The sequence below is a fragment of the Enterobacter cloacae complex sp. P47BA genome, from assembly GCF_014930485.1.
Lineage (GTDB): Bacteria > Pseudomonadota > Gammaproteobacteria > Enterobacterales > Enterobacteriaceae > Enterobacter > Enterobacter bugandensis.
The window spans coordinates 1-20,890 of the sequence record NZ_JADBRF010000036.1; the positions used below are offsets into that span (position 1 = coordinate 1).

16 protein-coding genes and 1 riboswitch are annotated in these 20,890 nt (G+C 56.8%); of the genes, 6 read left to right on the forward strand and 10 right to left on the reverse strand.

Annotation, left to right across the window (positions count from 1 at the left end; translation table 11 throughout):
* Positions 1-279 precede the first annotated feature (279 nt).
* Positions 280-1,131, reverse strand: a complete 852-nt coding sequence (murI, locus tag IM299_RS22545; protein ID WP_028014824.1) for a glutamate racemase — start codon at positions 1,129-1,131, stop codon at positions 280-282.
* A complete protein-coding gene (btuB, locus tag IM299_RS22550) occupies positions 1,076-2,923 on the reverse strand; it encodes a TonB-dependent vitamin B12 receptor BtuB (RefSeq protein ID WP_193358121.1) in 1,848 nt (615 codons plus the stop codon). The genes murI and btuB overlap by 56 nt, the downstream gene beginning before the upstream one ends.
* A 65-nt stretch (positions 2,924-2,988) precedes the next feature.
* Positions 2,989-3,165, reverse strand: a riboswitch (cobalamin riboswitch).
* Between the two features lie 104 nt (positions 3,166-3,269).
* Here btuB and trmA point away from each other — a divergent pair.
* Positions 3,270-4,370, forward strand: coding sequence for a tRNA (uridine(54)-C5)-methyltransferase TrmA (gene trmA / locus IM299_RS22555; protein ID WP_060571882.1), 1,101 nt, complete (start codon positions 3,270-3,272; stop codon positions 4,368-4,370).
* Positions 4,371-4,425: 55 nt separating this feature from the next.
* Here trmA and IM299_RS22560 read toward each other — a convergent pair whose 3' ends face one another.
* Together IM299_RS22560 and fabR are read right to left on the reverse strand one after the other, a co-directional pair.
* On the reverse strand, positions 4,426-4,785 hold the full coding sequence (locus IM299_RS22560; protein WP_008501783.1) for a YijD family membrane protein: 360 nt from the start codon (positions 4,783-4,785) through the stop codon (positions 4,426-4,428).
* Positions 4,786-4,794: 9 nt separating this feature from the next.
* Positions 4,795-5,433: an HTH-type transcriptional repressor FabR gene (gene fabR / locus IM299_RS22565; protein ID WP_008501784.1), complete on the reverse strand. Its 639-nt coding sequence runs from the start codon at positions 5,431-5,433 to the stop codon at positions 4,795-4,797.
* Between the two features lie 196 nt (positions 5,434-5,629).
* On the opposite strand from fabR, the gene sthA reads away from it, so the two are divergent.
* Complete coding sequence (sthA, locus tag IM299_RS22570; RefSeq protein WP_045260262.1) at positions 5,630-7,030, forward strand: Si-specific NAD(P)(+) transhydrogenase; 1,401 nt, start codon at positions 5,630-5,632, stop codon at positions 7,028-7,030.
* Here the strand turns inward: sthA and oxyR are convergent.
* The 4 genes from oxyR to argC form a co-directional block, all read right to left on the reverse strand.
* Positions 7,013-7,930 carry a DNA-binding transcriptional regulator OxyR gene (oxyR, locus tag IM299_RS22575; RefSeq protein WP_025758848.1) on the reverse strand — a complete coding sequence of 306 codons (918 nt, stop codon included), beginning with the start codon at positions 7,928-7,930 and terminating at the stop codon, positions 7,013-7,015. The two genes, sthA and oxyR, sit on opposite strands and share 18 nt — an antisense overlap.
* Positions 7,931-8,232: 302 nt before the next feature.
* On the reverse strand, positions 8,233-9,606 hold the full coding sequence (gene argH / locus IM299_RS22580) for an argininosuccinate lyase (RefSeq protein ID WP_059357417.1): 1,374 nt from the start codon (positions 9,604-9,606) through the stop codon (positions 8,233-8,235).
* A gap of 75 nt (positions 9,607-9,681) precedes the next feature.
* A complete protein-coding gene (gene argB, locus IM299_RS22585; RefSeq protein WP_163333605.1) occupies positions 9,682-10,458 on the reverse strand; it encodes an acetylglutamate kinase in 777 nt (258 codons plus the stop codon).
* Between the two features lie 6 nt (positions 10,459-10,464).
* Entirely contained in the window at positions 10,465-11,469 is a 1,005-nt protein-coding gene (gene argC, locus IM299_RS22590; protein ID WP_049138075.1) for an N-acetyl-gamma-glutamyl-phosphate reductase, read from the reverse strand.
* Between the two features lie 88 nt (positions 11,470-11,557).
* Between argC and argE the strand changes: the two genes are divergently transcribed.
* From argE to fsa, 4 genes are all read left to right on the forward strand, one after another.
* Entirely contained in the window at positions 11,558-12,709 is a 1,152-nt protein-coding gene (gene argE, locus IM299_RS22595) for an acetylornithine deacetylase (protein ID WP_028014830.1), read from the forward strand.
* Positions 12,710-12,980: 271 nt separating this feature from the next.
* On the forward strand, positions 12,981-15,632 hold the full coding sequence (ppc, locus tag IM299_RS22600) for a phosphoenolpyruvate carboxylase (protein ID WP_041911805.1): 2,652 nt from the start codon (positions 12,981-12,983) through the stop codon (positions 15,630-15,632).
* A gap of 57 nt (positions 15,633-15,689) precedes the next feature.
* Positions 15,690-16,454: an AraC family transcriptional regulator gene (locus tag IM299_RS22605; protein ID WP_048958130.1), complete on the forward strand. Its 765-nt coding sequence runs from the start codon at positions 15,690-15,692 to the stop codon at positions 16,452-16,454.
* Positions 16,455-16,582: 128 nt separating this feature from the next.
* A complete protein-coding gene (fsa, locus tag IM299_RS22610; protein ID WP_048958129.1) occupies positions 16,583-17,245 on the forward strand; it encodes a fructose-6-phosphate aldolase in 663 nt (220 codons plus the stop codon).
* Positions 17,246-17,356: 111 nt separating this feature from the next.
* Here the strand turns inward: fsa and katG are convergent, their stop codons facing one another.
* Both katG and metF read right to left on the reverse strand, forming a co-directional pair.
* On the reverse strand, positions 17,357-19,537 hold the full coding sequence (gene katG / locus IM299_RS22615; RefSeq protein ID WP_193358122.1) for a catalase/peroxidase HPI: 2,181 nt from the start codon (positions 19,535-19,537) through the stop codon (positions 17,357-17,359).
* 146 nt (positions 19,538-19,683) lie between these two features.
* Positions 19,684-20,571 carry a methylenetetrahydrofolate reductase gene (gene metF, locus IM299_RS22620; RefSeq protein ID WP_041911801.1) on the reverse strand — a complete coding sequence of 296 codons (888 nt, stop codon included), beginning with the start codon at positions 20,569-20,571 and terminating at the stop codon, positions 19,684-19,686.
* Positions 20,572-20,890: the final 319 nt, after the last annotated feature.

Below are 20,890 nucleotides of genomic sequence, written 5' to 3' on the forward strand. Positions count from 1 at the left end.
GAGTGCCCACACAGATTGTCTGATAAATTGTTAAAGAGCAGTTGCAACGCGGCTTTCAGCTCACCGTTGCGAGGTCCCGTATATTACGTTTTCCTCATTCAGAGTCAAGCGATTATTTTCACTTTTTTCTGTTGGCGTTCATCTCTGAACCCCGCTAACCCGGCGGCCTGTAAGCCGTTGTTCCGTGTCAGTGGAGGCGCATTATAGGGAGTTCTCAGACGTTGACAACCCCTCTTTTAAAAAAAACTTTCAACCGTCTCTTTTTTGCTCAAAACCGTGCTACAGCGCCAGTTTTTCGAGCGTTTCAAAGCCATAACGGCGTAAAACGGGTAAAAGTTGCTCAGTCTCTTTCGTGATAGCCATGCAAAATGCGATATTTGCATCGGTAGATTTCGCATCCGGCGCTTCATGCTCCAGCAGCCAGGCCGTACGACGGGCGATCGCCGCACCAGAATCCACCAGCCGCGTCCCCTCCGGAAGCACTTCTAATAGCTCTTCCTGCAAGAGAGGAAAGTGGGTGCAGCCCAGCACAACCGTATCCGGTGGTTCGGGCATCCGCAGCCACGGACGAAGAATACGACGCAGCTCTTCGAGCGATACCGTCTCGCCGTGCAGTTTCGCTTCCGCCATCTCCACCAGCTCTGCGGAGCCAAGCATTGCAATCTGGCATTCGTTAGCAAAACGGTCGATGAGCTCGCGGGTATAAGGACGCTTCACCGTGCCACGCGTGGCCAGCAAGCCCACGATACCGTTCGCCGTCAGACGCGCGGCAGGCTTTATGGCAGGAACAACGCCCACAACCGGGAACTGGAATTTCTCACGCAGGGCGGGAAGAGAAACGGTGCTCGCCGTATTACAGGCAATGACCGCCAGCGCAAGGGGATAGCGCTTTTGTACCGCAGTGACGATTTCCACCACGCGCTCAACGATAAAGTCCTCACTCTTCTCCCCATACGGAAAAGCGACATTATCGAAGGCGTAGATGTAATGGAGATCCGGCAGGAGATGCCGAATCTCATCGTAGACCGAAAGCCCACCGACGCCGGAATCAAACACCAGCACGGTAGGGCGCGGATTAGAAGGTGTAGCTGCCAGACAAGGTGTATTCCCGTCCTGCAGTTTGGTAGCCATAAACTGTCTCGTAATCTTTATCGAACAGGTTGGCTATTTTACCACGAACTGTGAGGTGTGAGGTGACCGGATATGAAACTGCGACATCCCACAGGCTCACACCGCCCATTTTCACTTTTTCTGACGGATAAGAACCAAAATCAGTGTCGTAACGCGTGCCGAGATAGTGATACGTCAGGCTCCAGTCGAAATCATAGATCTGCGTATCGAGCTGATATTTCACCTGCTGCTTAGCACGACGGTCCAGAAGTTCGTTGGTCGCCGCATTGCGGGCATCCACATAGTCGTAGCCAACGGTATGCGTCAACGGACCTGTATCAAACGACGCCGTCGCTTCCACACCCTTAATGCGTGCTTTACCGACGTTGTAATATTCCTGAAGGTTATTATTAAAGTCGATGAGATTATCAACGTCATTACGATAGCCAGACACGCGCCAGCTCACGCCTGCCGTCAGGCCTTCAAACGCTCCTTCCCACTGCTTGCTCTCTTCTGGATCAAGATGGTCATTGCCATAGAAGCCATAGAGTTGACCCAGATTCGGGGCCTTATAGGCCGTACCATAAGAAGCAATGAAGCGGTAACCGTCCACGAACTCCCACGCTGCACTGCTTTGCCAGGTGCCATGGCGACCAAACTGAGAGTTGTCATCGCTGCGAACCGCCCCTTCCAGAGTGAAATCGCCCAGCTGCTGCAGCCCGGTCAGGTAGACGCCGGTGTTACGCAGGTCGTAGCCGTTGGTCACGTAGTTTGTACCCGGCTCGGTGCTCTGCTTCTGCCAGTCAACGCCCGCACCAATGTTCCCGTGCCCCACATCAACGGAGTTGAGCCACTGAACGTTGTATTGTTTGATTTCATCCAGCGTGGCAGTCGAATCGTAACGGCCCAAATTAGGGTCGTAGTTATAGTCTTTGCTGTGGCTATAGCTGGTGAGGAGCTGTGAATGGAAGATGTCCTCGTTGAAGCGTAATCCTGCGTCCCAGGTCTGGCTATAGAGCTGGCGGGTATCGACCAGTACGTCAGGGGTAAATGAGCTGTAGTAACCGTCATAGGCCGTACGGTTGCTGTAGCCAAAGCCGCGAACAAATCCGCTCCACTGGTCTGAGAATGCGTGATCCACCGCACCGTAGAGCGTTTTATTCATAAAGCCGTCGCGATCGGTCTGGGCAAGGCCACCATTGTTGCCGTCCGCAACCACATCGAAACCTTTGGTATAGGTGTAATCCCCCGCCAGCGTGACGCGCGTGCTGTCGCCCAGCGTTTGCTGGGTACTGCCGCCATAATTCTGGTAACCGTGCGACCCTACGCCGGCATTCAGCGTCGTACCGTCCTTCGTGCGGGCGGTAATAATGTTGACTACACCGCCAATCGCATCCGAGCCGTATACCGCCGAACGCGGTCCACGCACATATTCGATACGCTGCACCAGGGAGATCGGGAACTGGCTGAGATCGGACGACCCCGTGACGCCCGCCTGGTTAAGGCGGATGCCGTCAACGAGAATCAGGACGTGGCTGGAGTTGGTGCCACGGATAAAGAGAGAAGAGAGTTGCCCCATCCCGCCACTTTGCGCCGTGTCCACGCCGGGCAGGCGACGCATAACATCCAGCACCGAGGTTGATTGCCAGCGGTCAATATCGGCACGCGTAACCACCGACGTTGCTGCCAGAATAGTTTTTTCAGGTTGTTCAAAACGATTTGCCGTCACCACCAACGAGTCAGCGCTATCCTGCGCCCAGCCCGAAAATGCCGTGACGGACAGCGCCGTCAACAGCGATACTTTTTTAATCATTGTTAAAGCATCCACAATATAAGAAGGATGCCGCAGGCCTCATCTATAGCACGCGATGATGAAACCAAATGCGACGTGATCCCGGCAGGTCTTCGGGCTAGGTGGCGTTATACGGATGAAGACTTCCCATTTTCACAGTGTCTACAGCTCTCATCCCGCCAGTCTTTACCGCTGCGCGTCAGCTCCAGATTTTCACTGGATTCCCTTTTCACTCTCAGGAGACCGGAAACAGAATGCTACAATTAGACACGTATAGATGTCCAGACAGCTATTGGCCATTAAATCTGGACATCCCCTGAACAATCCCTACAATCCCCGCGTAATTCTTTATCACTCAGGACGCATCATGACCCCAGAACACCTCCCGACAGAACAGTACGACGCGCAGCTGGCCGAGAAAGTTGTCCGCCTGCAAAGTATGATGACGCCTTTCAACGCGCCCGTTCCCGAGGTGTTCCGCTCCCCTGTCAGCCACTACCGCATGCGCGCCGAGTTCCGCATCTGGCATGACGGCGACGACCTGTACCACATCATTTTCGATCAGCAGACCAAATCACGCATTCGCGTGGACAGCTTCCCGGCAGCGAGCGAGCTTATCAACCAGCTGATGACGCTGATCGTTGAAGGCGTGCGCAACAATCCGGTGCTGCGCCACAAGCTGTTCCAGATTGACTATCTGACCACGCAAAGCAATCAGGCGATTGTCTCTCTGCTGTACCACAAAGCGCTGACCGACGAATGGCGCGAGCAGGCCGAAGCCCTGCGCGATACGCTGCGTGCGCAGAACATCAACGTGCACCTGATTGGCCGCGCGACAAAAACCAAAATCATGCTGGATCAGGATTACGTCGACGAGCGTCTGCCGGTGGCGGGTAAAGAGATGGTTTACCGTCAGGTGGAAAACAGCTTCACCCAGCCGAATGCCGCGATGAACGTGCAGATGCTGGAGTGGGCGCTGAAGGCGACGGAAGGGTCTAAGGGCGATCTGCTTGAGCTGTACTGCGGTAACGGCAACTTCTCGCTGGCGCTGGCGCGTAACTTCGAACGCGTGCTGGCAACGGAAATCGCCAAGCCGTCGGTAGCGGCCGCGCAGTACAACATCGCAGCTAACCATATCGATAACGTGCAGATCATTCGAATGGCGGCAGAAGAGTTCACCCAGGCCATGAACGGTGTACGCCAGTTTAACCGCCTGGAAGGGATCGATTTGAAGAGCTATCAGTGTGAGACGATTTTTGTCGACCCGCCGCGCAGCGGCCTGGACAGCGAAACAGAGAAGATGGTGCAGGCGTACCCGCGTATTTTGTACATCTCCTGTAACCCGGAGACGCTGTGCAAGAATCTGGAAACATTAAGCCAGACGCACAAGGTTGAACGTCTGGCGCTGTTCGATCAGTTCCCGTATACACACCATATGGAGTGCGGTGTACTGCTCACGGCGAAGTAACTAGCCGGCGTTTTTGGCAGGTGGCGCTTCGCTTACCTGCCCTACTCAGACCCCATTACTCTGGCAGTTGGCTCTTGCGGCTACGCATGCGCGAGCCAATCCAGAACACCAGCGCCACGGACAGTACCGCAGGGAAGAAGTTAGAGCCGATATCCGGATACTCCGCGCGCACCACGGTGCTATACAGCAATACGCCCAGAATAAAACAGGCAGCGGCCAGCCCCGGTAACCCAACCGGCATCGTACGGTTCAGGTAACGCTGATGCAGGCAGTAGACCGTCAGCACCAGCGCAATAAGCGGGAAAATCGAAAATGGCACGATGGAGCTAAAAATAGCGGCAAACGTGCCATTAATGGATAAGCCAGCGATCAATGCCAGCAACAGCGTCCCTTTATCCTGACCTGACTGTTTCATTACTCACCTTCACTCTTCGGTTTGATGTGCCAGTTTCTCTTGTTCACGGCGATACCAGTAGTACGCGCCTTTGGAGATCATCCTGAGCTGCAATACCAGTCGCTCTTCAAGCTGCTTGCGTTGTTCAATGCTGACGTCCAGCGCTTCGGCACCCGCGCTGAACACAATCGTCACCATCGCCTCGGCCTGTGCTTCAGTAAAGGCACGCGGCATATGGTTTTCGAGTTCAAGATAGTCGGCAAGTTCCGCGATGAAGTGCTGAATTTCCCGCGCGACGGCGGCACGAAACGCTGCCGATGTGCCCGAACGTTCGCGCAGAAGCAGACGAAACGCGTTGGGGTTATTGCCGATAAATTCCATAAACGTCGACACGGAGGTGCGGATCACGCTGCCGCCTTTGGCGATACGCTGACGCGCCTGGCGCATCAGCTGGCGCAGCATCAAACCACTTTCGTCGACCATGGTCAGGCCCAGTTCATCCACATCACGGAAGTGACGATAGAAGGACGTTGGCGCAATCCCGGCCTCGCGTGCGACTTCGCGCAGGCTCAAACTGGCAAAACTCCGCTCAGCACTCAGTTGACTGAATGCGGCTTCCACCAGCGAACGCCGGGTTTTCTCTTTTTGTTGTGCTCTTACGCCCATCACGATAGTTGAATCCTTCCAAAGGCCTGATGGCACTATACCAGAGAATAAAATTAATCTGTTTGCTCAGCTTTGTGAATGATTGTTTACGTGCGGTTTGTGCTCCACTGCCGGAAAAAAGCACAACGATAATTGGGTTACCCTGGCAATGATGTTATGATTCTGTTGCTTTTATGTATAAGAACAGGTAAGCCTTGCCATGCCACATTCCTACGATTACGACGCAATAGTTATTGGTTCCGGCCCCGGCGGCGAAGGTGCAGCTATGGGTCTGGTGAAACAGGGAGCCAGAGTAGCGGTCATCGAGCGCTACCATAATGTCGGCGGCGGTTGCACCCACTGGGGCACCATCCCATCGAAAGCCCTCCGCCACGCCGTTAGCCGCATTATCGAATTTAACCAGAACCCTCTTTACAGCGACCACTCCCGACTTCTTCGTTCCTCCTTTGCCGACATCCTGAATCACGCGGATACCGTCATTAACCAGCAGACGCGCATGCGTCAGGGCTTTTATGAGCGTAACCATTGTGAAATCCTGCAGGGCAACGCGCATTTTGTGGATGAACACACCCTGGCACTCGAATGCCACGACGGTTCGATTGAGACAATCACCGCTGAAAAATTTGTGATTGCCTGCGGTTCACGCCCTTACCATCCGGCCGACGTCGACTTCTCACACCCACGCGTCTACGACAGCGACTCCATTCTGAGCCTGCACCATGAACCCCGCCACGTCATTATCTATGGCGCAGGGGTCATCGGCTGCGAATACGCGTCGATCTTCCGCGGAATGGATGTCAAAGTTGACCTGATTAACACCCGCGACCGCCTGCTGGCGTTCCTCGATCAGGAGATGTCAGACTCCCTCTCCTATCACTTCTGGAACAGCGGCGTAGTGATTCGCCACAACGAAGAGTACGAGAAAATAGAAGGCTGCGATGACGGTGTGATCATGCACCTGAAGTCCGGTAAGAAGCTGAAAGCCGACTGCCTGCTGTACGCCAACGGCCGTACCGGCAATACCGATTCACTGCGGCTGGAAAATATCGGGCTTGAAACAGACAGCCGCGGTCAGCTGAAGGTCAACAGCATGTATCAGACCGCGCTACCGCACGTATACGCGGTGGGCGACGTAATTGGCTACCCGAGCCTGGCCTCCGCCGCTTACGATCAGGGCCGCATTGCCGCTCAGGCGCTGGTAAAAGGCGAAGCGACGGCGCATCTGATCGAAGATATCCCGACGGGGATCTACACCATTCCGGAAATCAGTTCTGTCGGGAAAACCGAGCAGCAGCTGACGTCAATGAAGGTGCCTTACGAGGTAGGTCGTGCCCAGTTTAAACATCTGGCGCGGGCGCAGATCGTGGGGATGAGCGTAGGTACGCTAAAAATTCTGTTCCATCGCGAGACGAAAGAGATCCTCGGGATTCACTGCTTTGGTGAACGCGCGGCGGAAATCATTCATATCGGTCAGGCAATCATGGAGCAGAAAGGTGGTGGTAACACCATTGAGTACTTCGTTAACACCACCTTTAACTACCCGACCATGGCAGAAGCCTATCGGGTAGCCGCGCTGAACGGCTTAAACCGCCTGTTTTAACGCGCTGTCGAAATGGCCATCCATCGCACCGCGGATGGCCTCTGCCAGCTGCTCATAGCGGCTGCGCAGCGGTGACCCTGGGCGATACACCAGGCCAATGGTGCGACGCGGCTCCGGCTTAATGCACGGCAGGTACACCACGCCATCACGCTTACGCTCGCGCGGCACGGCCAGCGCAGGCAGCAACGTAATACCGCTTCCCGCCGCCACCATATTACGCAGCGTTTCCAGACTGGTTGCGCGGAAGTGGGTATCTTCGTCAGCGCCCGCTTCGAAGCAGAAGCCCATCGCCTGATCGCGCAGGCAGTGACCGTCTTCCAGCATCAGCAGCTTTTCCCCGGCCAGATCGGCCATCGGCACGCGATCGCGGTTCGCCCACGGGTGATCTTCATAGATCGCCAGCATCATCGGCTCATCGAACAGCGGTACTTCAATAAACGCTTCGCTCTCTTTCACCAGCGCCAGAATGGCGCAGTCGAGCTTGCCGCTGTCCAGCTGCGCCAGCAGCTGATGGGTTTGCGCTTCATGCAGGTACATTTCGAGTTTCGGGAACGTCTGGTGCAGCATCGGAATGATGTGCGGTAACAGGTACGGGCCAACGGTTGGGATCAGGCCAATATGCAGCGGGCCGGACATGGCCTCTCCCTGCTGGCTTGCCATTTCCTTGAGCACTTTGACCTCGCGCAGCACGGTGCGCGCCTGATCCACCAGCAGAAGACCGGCCTGGGTGAACAGCACCTTACGGCTGGTGCGCTCCAGCAGCATCACGCCCAGCTCGTCTTCCAGCTTGCGGATCTGCCCGCTCAGCGTCGGCTGGCTGACGTGGCAGGAATCTGCCGCGCGGCGAAAGTGACGATGCTCGGCTAACGCTACCAGGTATTCAAGATCACGAATATTCATTATTCATCCTCCGTCGCCACGATAGTTCATGGCGATAGATAGCATAGCAATGAACGATTATCCCTATCAAGCATTCTGTTGAATAATACGCCACATAGACGAGGCGGCCGTGTTTGACCCTTGACGTCCCCGCACCGTCAGCGAGTTTCTCTCAAAACTCGAACAACTAAAGCCAACGTGAACTTTTGCGGACCCCGTGGTCCGCTTTTTTTTGCATAAAAAAGCCTGGCGCTAAGCCAGGCTCCGTTTTACTCCCTCTCCCAGTGGGAGAGGGCCGGGGTGAGGGCACCAGCCCGCACGGTTCAAACCAGCCGGTTTTTCGCATCCGCAATCGCCTGCGCCACCTGCTTCGGCGACACGCCGCCTTTCGCCGCACGCTTATCCAGGCAGGACTGCAGCGCCAGAATCGGGTACACATCCTCCCCGATCGCCGCGCTGAATTTTTGCAGGTCGGCAAGCGCCAGCTCTTCAAGGGCTTTACCCTGACGAATCGCTTCCACCACCGCTTCGCCAACAATATGGTGCGCCTCGCGGAACGGTACGCCCTTCGCGACAAGGTAGTCCGCCAGTTCGGTAGAGTTGGCATAGCCCTGCTGCGCCGCTTCCTGGCAGCGCGGACGTTTCACCTGAATGCCGTCCAGCACCAGCGCGCCCATGTGCAGACAGTCCAGCCAGGTGTCGAGCGCGTCGAACAGCCCTTCCTTGTCTTCCTGCATATCTTTGTTATACGCCAGCGGCAGCCCTTTCAGGGTCATCATCATGCCGGTCAGCGCGCCCTGCACGCGACCGCACTTGCCGCGGATCAGCTCCAGCGCGTCCGGGTTTTTCTTCTGCGGCATCAGCGATGAGCCTGAGGTCACGCGGTCGGACAGCTCAACGAAGCCCGCTTCACCGGAGTTAAAGAAGATCAGGTCTTCGGCAAAGCGCGAAAGATGCACCATCCCGATAGAGGCATTGGAGAGCAGCTCCAGCACGTGGTCACGGTCAGATACGCTGTCCAGGCTGTTGCGGGTGGCGGAAGCAAAGCCCAGCCATCCTGCCAGCTGCTCGCGGTCGATTTCATACGCCGTACCGGCCAGCGCGCCGCTGCCCAGCGGGCTGACGTCCAGACGCTTCAGAGTATCCTGCAGACGGCTTTCGTCACGCGCCAGCATCTCAACGTAGGCCAGACACCAGTGCGCAAAGGTCACCGGCTGCGCGCGCTGCAGGTGGGTATAACCCGGCATCACCGCGTCCTGATTGTTCTGCGCGGTCTCTACCAGCGCACTTTGAAGCTGACGGTTGGCCGCCAGCAGTTCGCCAACGGTCTCTTTACACCACAGCTTCAGGTCGGTGGCGACCTGGTCGTTACGGCTACGGCCGGTGTGCAGCTTTTTACCCAGCTGACCGACTTTGTCGATCAGCTTGCCTTCCACCCAGCTGTGAATATCTTCGGCATCGCTCTGCAGGATTTGCTGCGGATCCAGACGCACCTCTTCCAGCAGGTTGTTCAGCGCCTCTTCCAGCTGCTGCTGTTCGTCTGCGGTCAGTACGCCAACGGTCACCAGCGCTTTGGACCAGGCCACAGAGCCGACAATATCCTGTTCGGCCAGGCGGTAGTCGAAGCGCAAAGAGTCGTTGAACTGTTTGAACCGTTGATCCGCTGCCTGTGTAAAACGCCCACCCCAAAGTGCCATAACATCGTTCCTTTATTCGTTAGTTCCGCCGGGTGCGCTTCGCTTACCCCGGCCTACGGTCATTCAATAAAAAACTTACGCCAGAATACGCGTGCCAATCGGCGTGCCGTTAAACAGCGCCGGGAGCTGCTCCGCGTGACGCCAGGAGGCGATATCCACCGGGCGGCCCAGCGTGCGCGCCGCATCCAGCGCGGCGTTCACTTTGACGATCATGCCGTCGGTAATAATGCCCTGAGCAATCAGCTGCTCGGCTTTGGCGGCGGTCATTTCCGCTATGCGCTGGCCTTTACCGTCGAGAATGCCGCTCACGTCGGAGAGCAGGATCAGGTCCGCGCCCAGCGTGGCCGCCAGCGCGGTTGCCGCCTGGTCTGCGTTAACGTTCATCAGCTCACCCTCTTCGGTCACGCCGATAGAGCTCACCACCGGCAGGAAACCGCTTTCCAGCAGGGTGTTAATCAGCTTAGGCGAACCCGGCTGCGCCAGTCCAACATGGCCGAGCGCTTCGTCGAGCTGGGTCACTTTTACGCTGTCACCGTCGCCCAGGTAGAGGCCAACGGACGCAATATGGTGTTTCTTCGCCCATGCCAGCAGCGTTTTGTTCGCCGTGCCCGCCAGCGCGCCGGTAATGATGTCAATCTGGTCAGCAGGCGTGACGCGCAGGCCATTTTTCTTTTTCACCGGCAGATTCAGCCCTTTCATCAGCTCATCCACCACGCAGCCGCCGCCGTGCACAATCACCAGCGGACGCTGGTGCGATTCGCGATAGTTCACCAGCGCGGTAAACAGGCGCTCCAGCGCTTCTTCGCTGTCCAGCAGTACACCACCGAGTTTGATAATTAATGGGTTCATCATCACACCTTAAATAAGAGCCTGCGTTTCAGGGAAGCCGAAACGAATATTTGCACACTGCATTGCCTGTGCGGCAGCGCCTTTGAGTAAGTTATCTTCTGCGGCGACCACAATCAGATGCTCGCCCTGTACGGCAAAGCCGATATCGCAGAACGGCAGGCCAACCACATTTTTGAGCGCCGGCACGCCTTTGTCGTACAGACGCACCAGCGGCTTATCCGCATACGCCTGCGTGAAGGCCTCGCTCACCTGCTCTTTCGTCACGCCCGACTTCAGGCGACAGGTGATGGTTTCGAGGATCCCGCGCGGGAAGCTGCCCAGGTGCGGGGTAAAAATCACCTCCGCGCCCAGATGGGTGGTGATTTCAGGATGATGGCGGTGATTAAACACGCCATACGGCTGAAGGCTCACTTCGCAGAAGCTGTTGGAGATAGCGGCCTTGCGCCCCGCACCGCTCACGCCGCTGGTGGCGTTGATCACCGGCCACTGGCTCAGATCCAGCAGACCGGCGTCGATCAGCGGCTTCAGGGAGAGCTGTGCCGCCGTCGGGTAGCAGCCCGGAACGGCAATCAGGTTCGCTTCTTTCAGTTTATCCGCACTCCACTCCGCCAGGCCGTACACCGCTTTTTCAAGCAGATCCGGATGCTGATGAGTGAAGCCGTAATATTTTTCGTAGAACGCGCCGTCGTTAACGCGGAACGCGCCAGAGAGGTCAAACACCACGCAGCCGGCCGCCAGGAACTGCGGCGCAAGGTCGTGGCTGACCTCGTGCGCGGTGGCTAAAAACACCACGTCGACGCCGTCGGTAAACTCGCTGATGTCAGACATCGGCTGCAGCGGCAGATCGACCATGCCCTTAAGCTGCGGATGCAAATCGGAAATTAACTTTCCTGCATCATTGCTTTGCGCTGACACGGTCAAAGCGGTTATGGTCATATGAGGGTGGCGATTTACGTAGCTTACAAGCTCTGCGCCCGCATAACCGCTAGCGCCTACAATCAGCGTATTCAACATCGGGTTCCTTTATGCTCAACGTTAATGTATTTTTATTCACATTTATTGCATGAATATTGATACTATCACGACCTAAGGTGTGTCAACAATGAAAATGAACTTACCGCCATTTATCGAGATCTACCGCGCCCTGATTGCCACGCCGTCCATCAGTGCGACCGAAGAAGCGCTGGATCAGAGCAATGAGTCTTTAATCAATCTGCTGGCGGGTTGGTTTAGCGATCTTGGGTTTAACGTTGAGGTTCAGCCCGTCCCCGGAACACGCCACAAATTTAACCTGCTCGCCAGCACCGGAACCGGCGCGGGCGGCCTGCTGCTGGCCGGCCATACCGACACCGTACCGTTTGACGACGGCCGCTGGACGCGCGATCCGTTCACCCTGACCGAGCATGACAACAAGCTCTACGGTCTGGGCACCGCAGACATGAAAGGCTTCTTCGCCTTTATCCTCGACGCGTTGCGTGACGTGGACGTGACGAAGCTGAAAAAACCGCTCTACATTCTGGCGACCGCTGATGAAGAGACCAGTATGGCGGGCGCGCGCTACTTCTCAGAAAACACGTCGATTCGTCCGGATTGCGCGATCATCGGCGAGCCGACGTCTCTGCAACCGATTCGCGCGCATAAAGGCCATATCTCTACCGCTGTGCGCGTGCTCGGCCAGTCCGGCCACTCCAGCGATCCGGCGCGCGGCGTGAACGCCATCGAGCTGATGCATGACGCCATCGGCCGCATTATGACCCTGCGCGACGATCTGAAAGAGCGGTATCACTACGAGGCGTTCACCGTGCCTTACCCAACGCTGAACCTCGGCAGCCTACACGGCGGTGATGCGTCCAACCGTATCTGTGCCTGCTGCGAACTGCATATGGACATCCGCCCACTTCCGGGCATGACCCTGAGCGATCTTGACGGTCTGCTGAATGAAGCGCTGGCCCCGGTGAGCGAACGCTGGCCGGGACGCCTGACAGTCTCCGAACTGCATCCGCCAATCCCGGGCTACGAATGCCCGCCAGACCACCAGCTGGTTCAGGTGGTGGAAAAACTGCTCGGCGAGAAAACCGACGTGGTGAACTACTGCACCGAAGCGCCTTTTATTCAAACGCTTTGCCCGACGCTGGTCCTCGGCCCTGGCTCCATTAATCAGGCCCACCAGCCGGATGAATATCTGGAAACCCGCTTCATCAAGCCCACCCGCGAGCTGATTACCCAGGTTGTGCATCACTTCTGCTGGCATTAAAACCGCACCGAAAAGTCCCCTCTCCCACCGGGAGAGGGTTAGGGTGAGGGAAACAAATCGCATGATCACCGTCACATTTCCATAAGCATCTCTTATCTGACGCAATGCGAATTAAATTTCGTAAATTGCCCGCATTTATTCGTTTGCTGAACCGTTTTCGCAGCAATTGACGACGGGGGTTTTACGTGGCTTTATAAAGGGAGATGACAAAATAATGTCCAGAAGATTTTCGCCTGGGCATAAACAAAAATGATGGGGTGACTGGGTTTTTATGAACGAACAATATTCCGCGTTGCGTAGTAATGTCAGCATGCTCGGCAAAGTGCTTGGAGATACCATCAAAGACGCATTAGGGGAGAACATCCTCGACCGCGTTGAAACCATCCGCAAGCTGTCCAAATCTTCCCGTGCCGGTAACGAGGCCAGTCGTCAGGAGCTGCTCACCACCTTGCAGAACCTCTCTAACGATGAGCTGCTGCCCGTTGCCCGCGCCTTCAGCCAGTTCCTGAACCTGGCAAACACCGCTGAGCAATACCACAGCATTTCGCCAAACGGCGAAGCGGCCAGCAACCCGGAAGTCATTGCCCGCACCCTTCGTAAACTGAAAGACCAGCCAGACCTCAACGAAGCCACCATCAAAAAAGCGGTGGAGTCCCTTTCGCTGGAGCTGGTGCTGACCGCACACCCAACCGAAATCACCCGTCGTACGCTGATCCACAAGATGGTGGAAGTAAACAGCTGCCTGAAGCAGCTGGATAACAAAGACATTGCCGACTACGAGCGCAACCAGCTGATGCGCCGTCTGCGCCAGCTGATTGCCCAGTCCTGGCACACCGATGAAATTCGTAAGCATCGCCCAAGTCCGGTAGACGAAGCCAAATGGGGCTTTGCGGTGGTGGAAAACAGCCTGTGGGAAGGGGTACCAAACTACCTGCGCGAGCTGAACGAACAGCTGGAAGAAAACCTGGGCTATCGTCTGCCGGTAGACTTTGTGCCGGTGCGCTTCACCTCCTGGATGGGCGGTGACCGCGACGGCAACCCGAACGTGACCGCGGAAATCACCCGTCACGTCCTGCTGCTGAGCCGCTGGAAAGCGACCGACCTGTTCCTGAAGGATATTCAGGTGCTGATCTCCGAGCTGTCGATGGTTGAAGCGACGCCGGAACTGCGCGCGCTGGCCGGTGAAGAAGGTGCCAGCGAGCCGTACCGCTTCCTGATGAAAAAGCTGCGCGGTCAGCTGATGGCCACCCAGGCATGGCTGGAAGCGCGCCTTAAAGGCCAGCGCCTGCCGAAGCCGGAAGGTCTGCTGAGCCAGAACGAACAGCTCTGGGAGCCGCTGTACGCCTGCTATAAATCACTCCAGGCCTGTGGCATGGGCATCATCGCCAACGGCGAACTGCTTGATACCCTGCGCCGCGTGAAGTGTTTCGGCGTACCGCTGGTGCGTATCGACGTCCGTCAGGAAAGTACCCGCCATACTGAAGCCCTGGGCGAGCTGACCCGCTATCTCGGTATTGGCGACTATGAAAGCTGGTCAGAAGCCGACAAGCAGGCGTTCCTGATCCGCGAGCTGAACTCCAAGCGCCCTCTGCTACCGCGCAACTGGGAGCCAAGCAACGACACCCGTGAAGTGCTCAATACCTGTAAAGCGATCGTGGACGCACCAAAAGGATCGGTCGCCGCCTATGTGATCTCCATGGCGAAAACCCCGTCCGACGTGCTGGGCGTTCACCTCCTGCTGAAAGAAGCGGGCATCGACTACGCCCTGCCAGTCGCCCCGCTGTTTGAGACCCTCGACGACCTGAACAACGCCAACGACGTCATGACCCAGCTGCTTAACATCGACTGGTATCGCGGCTTTATTCAGGGCAAGCAGATGGTAATGATTGGCTATTCCGACTCCGCGAAAGATGCGGGCGTGATGGCGGCGTCCTGGGCGCAGTATCAGGCTCAGGATGCGCTGATCAAAACCTGCGAGAAAGCCGGTATTGAGCTGACCCTGTTCCACGGTCGCGGCGGCTCCATTGGCCGCGGTGGCGCGCCTGCTCACGCGGCGCTGCTCTCTCAACCGCCGGGAAGCCTGAAAGGCGGCCTGCGCGTGACCGAGCAGGGCGAGATGATCCGCTTCAAGTATGGCCTGCCGGAAGTGACTATCAGCAGCCTGTCGCTCTATACCAGCGCGATCCTGGAAGCGAACCTGCTGCCGCCGCCGGAGCCAAAAGAATCCTGGTGCCGCATCATGGACGAGCTGTCAGACATCTCCTGCGATCTGTACCGCGGCTACGTGCGTGAAAACAAAGATTTTGTCCCTTACTTCCGCTCGGCCACGCCTGAGCAGGAGCTGGGTAAACTGCCGCTGGGCTCGCGTCCTGCCAAGCGTCGCCCGACCGGTGGCGTTGAATCCCTGCGCGCCATTCCATGGATCTTCGCCTGGACGCAGAACCGCCTGATGCTGCCCGCCTGGTTGGGTGCCGGTGCCGCGCTGCAAAAAGTGGTGGAAGACGGCAAACAGAACGAACTGGAAACCATGTGCCGCGACTGGCCCTTCTTCTCTACCCGTCTGGGCATGCTGGAGATGGTCTTCTCGAAGGCCGACCTGTGGCTGGCGGAATACTACGACCAGCGGCTGGTGAAACCAGAGCTGTGGGCGTTGGGTAAAGAACTGCGCGAACTGCTGGAAGGCGACATCAAAGTGGTGCTGGACATCGCCAACGACTCGCACCTGATGGCGGACCTGCCGTGGATCGCCGAGTCAATCCAGCTGCGTAACATCTACACCGACCCGCTGAACGTTTTACAGGCTGAACTGCTGCACCGTTCCCGCCTGGCGGAAGAGGAAGGTAAAGAGCCGGATCCGCGCGTTGAACAGGCGCTGATGGTGACGATTGCGGGCGTTGCGGCGGGTATGCGTAACACTGGGTAATGCTTTATGCCGGGCAGGCGTTTTTAGCGCCGCCCGGCACGTTTCGGTAGTCTTCTCATGTATTCCGATATCACCCGAATTTTGGCTGACCTGGTGAACCGTACGTTACCGCTGGGCCAGATTCATTTCTCAGCGCTGGCTGAACAGCATCCCCGAACATCTCCCTGCCTCGTCATTACCCTTGCTCCGCCCTGTGAGGCGATATTTTCATCCTTTGGACACATCACGCTTCCACCGTCTAACGCCATGAGCATACATTTCGGTAAGCAGCAGCTGACTCTGGATTTACAGCGTGACAACGCGCTTTGGCAGCAGCTGCAGGTTCCCCGGCGTGGCCCGCGAACGGGTGCTTTTCTTCTGCAAGCGCTCACCGAATTACAGATGCAGCCAGACGAGCAAGACACAGCCATGCTGGTGGTATTAAGCTTGCTCAGCCACTGCCGGGATCTGCTTGGCAGTGACATCCACACCGCTAACCGCAGCCGGGCGCTATTCGAAGCCGTTCGTAGCTATATCGAAGAAAATTATGCCTCTTCGTTAACGCGCGAATCCGTGGCACAGGCGTTCTACATCTCGCCGAATTACCTTTCCCATCTCTTTCAGAAGATCGGCCACGTGGGGTTCAACGAGTATCTGACACAAACGCGGCTGGAACATGCACGCCAGCTGCTGAAAGGCTACGATCTCAAAATTAAAGATATTGCCGCACGCTGCGGATTTCCTGACAGCAACTACTTTTGTCGCCTCTTTCGCAAGCACACCGAGCGTTCCCCTTCCGAATATCGTCGCCAGTATCACAGCCAGCTTATCGCCAAAAAATAGCATTGTGATCGCTATCGCACTTCGCTAAGGACATTACATTTGTCCAGTATTTGGCAAAATTGACCTGTATCCGCCGCACTCAGCCGGGCCTTATCCTTTATTCAACCTTTCTGACTTAAGGAAAAATAATGGAACTGTATCTGGATACCGCGAACGTGGCGGAAGTGGAACGCCTTGCACGCATCTTCCCCATCGCGGGCGTCACCACCAACCCAAGCATCATTGCCGCCAGCCGTGAATCCATCTGGGACGTGCTGCCGCGCCTGCAACAAGCCATCGGGCCGGAAGGCACGCTGTTTGCTCAAACCATGAGCCGCGATGCCGAAGGCATGGTGGCGGAGGCCAAACGCCTGAGTAATGCCATCCCGGGTATTGTGGTGAAAATTCCGGTCACCGCGCAGGGGCTTATCGCCATTAAACAGCTGAAAAGAGAGGGTATTACCACGTTGGGTACCGCCGTTTACAGCGCCGCTCAGGGTTTACTGGCCGCGCTGGCAGGCGCGAAATACGTTGCGCCGTACGTCAACCGCGTCGACGCACAGGGCGGTGACGGTATTCGCATGGTACAGGAGCTGCAGTCCCTGCTGGAACTGCATGCGCCGGAAAGCATGGTGCTGGCTGCCAGCTTCAAAACACCGCGTCAGGCGCTGGACTGCCTGCTGGCCGGATGCGAGGCAATCACGATCCCCTTAGACGTAGCGCAACAAATGCTCGGTACCCCAGCGGTAGAGTCGGCCATAGAAAAGTTCGAGCAGGACTGGAAAAACGCGTTTGGTAACCTCAATCTCTAAGAAAGAACAGGTTCGCAAAAAGAACTCGATCGCCTGAAAAGCGGGTGACAGCTACGCCTTACCCCGCCTGGATGACTGGCAAAAAAATCCCCGCCGTGGCGGGGATTGCTTTTACTTCACGTCAAACCGATCCAAATCCATCACCTTCGCCCATGCGGCAACGAAGTCACGGACAAACTTCTCGTGCGCATCGCTGCTGGCGTAAACCTCGGCCAGCGCGCGCAGGACGGCGTTCGAACCGAAGACCAGGTCGGCGCGGGTCGCGGTGTATTTCACTTCACCGCTGGCGCGATCGCTACCGGTAAACAGCTCGTTTGAATCGTCGGTCGCTTTCCACTGGGTATTCATATCCAGCAGGTTCACGAAGAAGTCGTTGCTCAGCACGCCCTCGCGGCTGGTGAATACGCCATTCTTGCTGCCCTCAAAGTTCGTGCCCAGTACGCGCAGGCCACCGATCAGCACCGTCAGCTCAGGTGCGGTCAGGGTCAGCTGCTGGGCCTTATCAATCAGCAATGATTCCGTCGTGGACACATCCACCTGCGCACGATAATTGCGGAAGCCATCGGCAATCGGTTCGAGCAGGTTAAACATCTCGATATCCGTCTGATCCTGACGAGCATCCACACGGCCCGGCGTGAACGGCACGTTGACGTAAACGCCCGCGGCTTTCGCCGCCTGCTCAACGCCCACAACGCCCGCCAGCACGATGATATCCGCCAGTGAGGCTTTATTGGTGGTGCGCTGAATAGCTTCCAGAGCCGGTAACGCACGTACCGCCGCGGCGTTCACATCCCAGTCGCGCTGAGGCGCCAGCGCCAGACGCGCGCCGTTGGCGCCGCCGCGCTTGTCGCCACCGCGGAAGGTCGATGCAGACGCCCATGCCACGGAAACCAGCTCGCTCACGGAGAGGCCAGAGGCCGCGATTTCCGCTTTCAGGCTTTCAATGTCTTCCTGCGTCGGATGGAACACCGGCTGAGGCAGCGGATCCTGCCAAATCAGATCTTCTTTCGGCACTTCCGGGCCGATGTACCGCGCTTTTGGCCCCATATCACGGTGGGTCAGCTTGAACCACGCGCGCGCGAAGGCTTCGTTAAAGGCCTGCGGATCGTTCAGGAAGCGACGGGAAATTTTCTCGAATTCAGGGTCGAAACGCAGCGTCAGGTCGGTGACCAGCATGGTAGGCTTACGTTTTTTCGACGGGTCGAACGGGTCAGGCATGATTTCCGGCGCATCCACGGCTTCAAACTGAATCGCGCCTGCCGGGCTGCGGGTCTGCACCCATTCGTATTTGAACAGGTTCTCGAAGAAGTAGTTGCTCCACTGGGTCGGAGTTTGCGACCAGATGACTTCCAGCCCGGAGGTGATGGCGTCAGCGCCAATACCGGTGCCGTGCGTGCTGGCCCAGCCTAAGCCCTGCGCTTCAATCGGCGAGGCTTCCGGATCGGTGCCTACATGCGTAGCTTCACCCGCGCCGTGGGTTTTACCGAGCGTATGGCCGCCAGCAATCAGCGCGACGGTCTCTTCGTCGTTCATACCCATGTTGCCAAAGGTGGCGCGGATTGCCGCAGCCGCAGACAGCGGTTCACCGCTGGCGTTTGGCCCTTCCGGGTTCACGTAAATCAGCCCCATTTCGGTGGCCGCCAGCGGGCGCTTCGCCAGTGCTTCCGGGTCACGGTGGGTCAGCCAGGCTTTTTCATCACCCCAGTTCACGTCCAGATCCGGTTCCCAGACGTCTTCACGACCGGCGCCAAAACCAAAGGTGCGGAAGCCGGAGTTCTCCAGCGCCACGTTACCCGCGAGAATAAACAGGTCGGCCCAGGAGATTTTTTGTCCGTATTTTTGCTTGATTGGCCACAGCAGGCGGCGCGCTTTATCCAGGCTGACGTTATCAGGCCAGGAGTTCAGCGGCGCAAAGCGCTGTTGGCCGCGTCCGGCGCCGCCGCGTCCGTCAACGGAGCGGTAAGTACCGGCACCGTGCCAGGCCATGCGAATAAACAGACCCGCGTAGCTGCCCCAGTCGGCAGGCCACCACGGTTGAGAATCGGTTAACAGGGCTTTGAGATCGCCCTTGAGGGCGGAATAGTCGAGCTTGCTGAATTCTTTGCGGTAGTCGAAGTCTTCACCCAGAGGGTTCGAACGGTTGGAATGTTGGTTTAGAAGATCGATGCGGAGTTGTTTAGGCCACCACTCTTTGCTGCCGGTACCTGCGCCCGCGCTGTGATCGACGCCGCCCTGATGGAACGGACATTTGCCGGCGGATGCCGCGTTATTGGTCTCGTCTGACGTGCTCATCGCTATGCTCCCTTTACAGTGATACCGTTACGATATACACCACTAGCAATAAGATATAGTTGAATTAATCCACAGATTCGATAGTTAATACCTTTTAACTTTTTATATGATTAAAAAGCCCTCACTTTATGAGGGCTTTTTGCTGATTACGCCGGACGAACGCCCAGCGTATGACAAATGGCGTAGCTCATCTCCGCGCGGTTAAGCGTGTAGAAGTGGAAGTCCTTCACCCCTTCGCGGCTTAAGATCTTCACCATGTCCATCGCGATATTGGCCCCCACCAGCTTGCGGGTTTCCGCGTCATCGTCCAGCCCTTCGTACATTTTGGACATCCACAGCGGAATGCGAACGTTGGTCATATCGGCGAACTTCTTCGCCTGTTTGAAGTTAGAGACTGGCAGAATGCCCGGGATAATTTCGACGTCGATACCTGCCGAGACGCAGCGGTCGCGGAAGCGCAGATAGCTTTCCACGTCAAAGAAGAACTGGGTGATGGCGCGGTTGGCACCGGCCTCCACCTTACGCTTCAGGTTAAGCAAATCCGCCTGGGCGCTTTTCGCTTCCGGGTGGACTTCAGGGTAGGCGGCCACGGAGATATCAAAATCAGCAACGTCTTTCAGCAGCGCGACCAGATCGGTAGCGTACATGTCCGGCTTGCCGCTTCCCGGCGGCAGATCGCCACGCAGGGCAACGATATGGCGAATCCCGTTGTTCCAGTAGTCCTGGGCAATGGCGCGCAGCTCATCGCGGGTGGCGTCAATACAGGTCAGATGCGGCGCTGCTTCCAGACCGGTACGATCTTTGATGCCTTTAATAATGCTGTGCGTGCGGTCGCGCTCGCCGGAGTTGGCGCCGTAGGTCACGGAGACAAACTTCGGCTTAAGGCTGCTCAGGCGATCGATAGAGCTCCACAGGGTTTGCTCCATTTCACTGGTGCGCGGCGGGAAAAATTCAAAAGAGACGTTAATCTGGCCATTTACTTCGGCCAGGCTCTGATTCAGTGCTTCCCGCTGGTTGGCGTGAAAAAAGCTCATACCTTACCTCTATCTTTCGCGTGTCATTGTCTGTTGTGTTGTGAACTTCTATACGTTTAGACGTCCAGATGTAAAAATGACGGAAAAGCGGCGTGACGTCAACAGAAATAATCACAATAACGGTGAGGTTTGCTCAGGGAAAATGAAGGGAGTTCATGATGGGGGTGAGCGCGGTCTGATGCCCTCACCCTAACCCTCTCCCACAGGGCTGAGGGATCCCCACAAAATAATACCAGCACGGACGACCCCCTCTCCCTTGAGGGAGAGGGCTGGGGTGAGGGGGAACATACGGCTCTGGTGGTCATTCCGTTCACTTTAT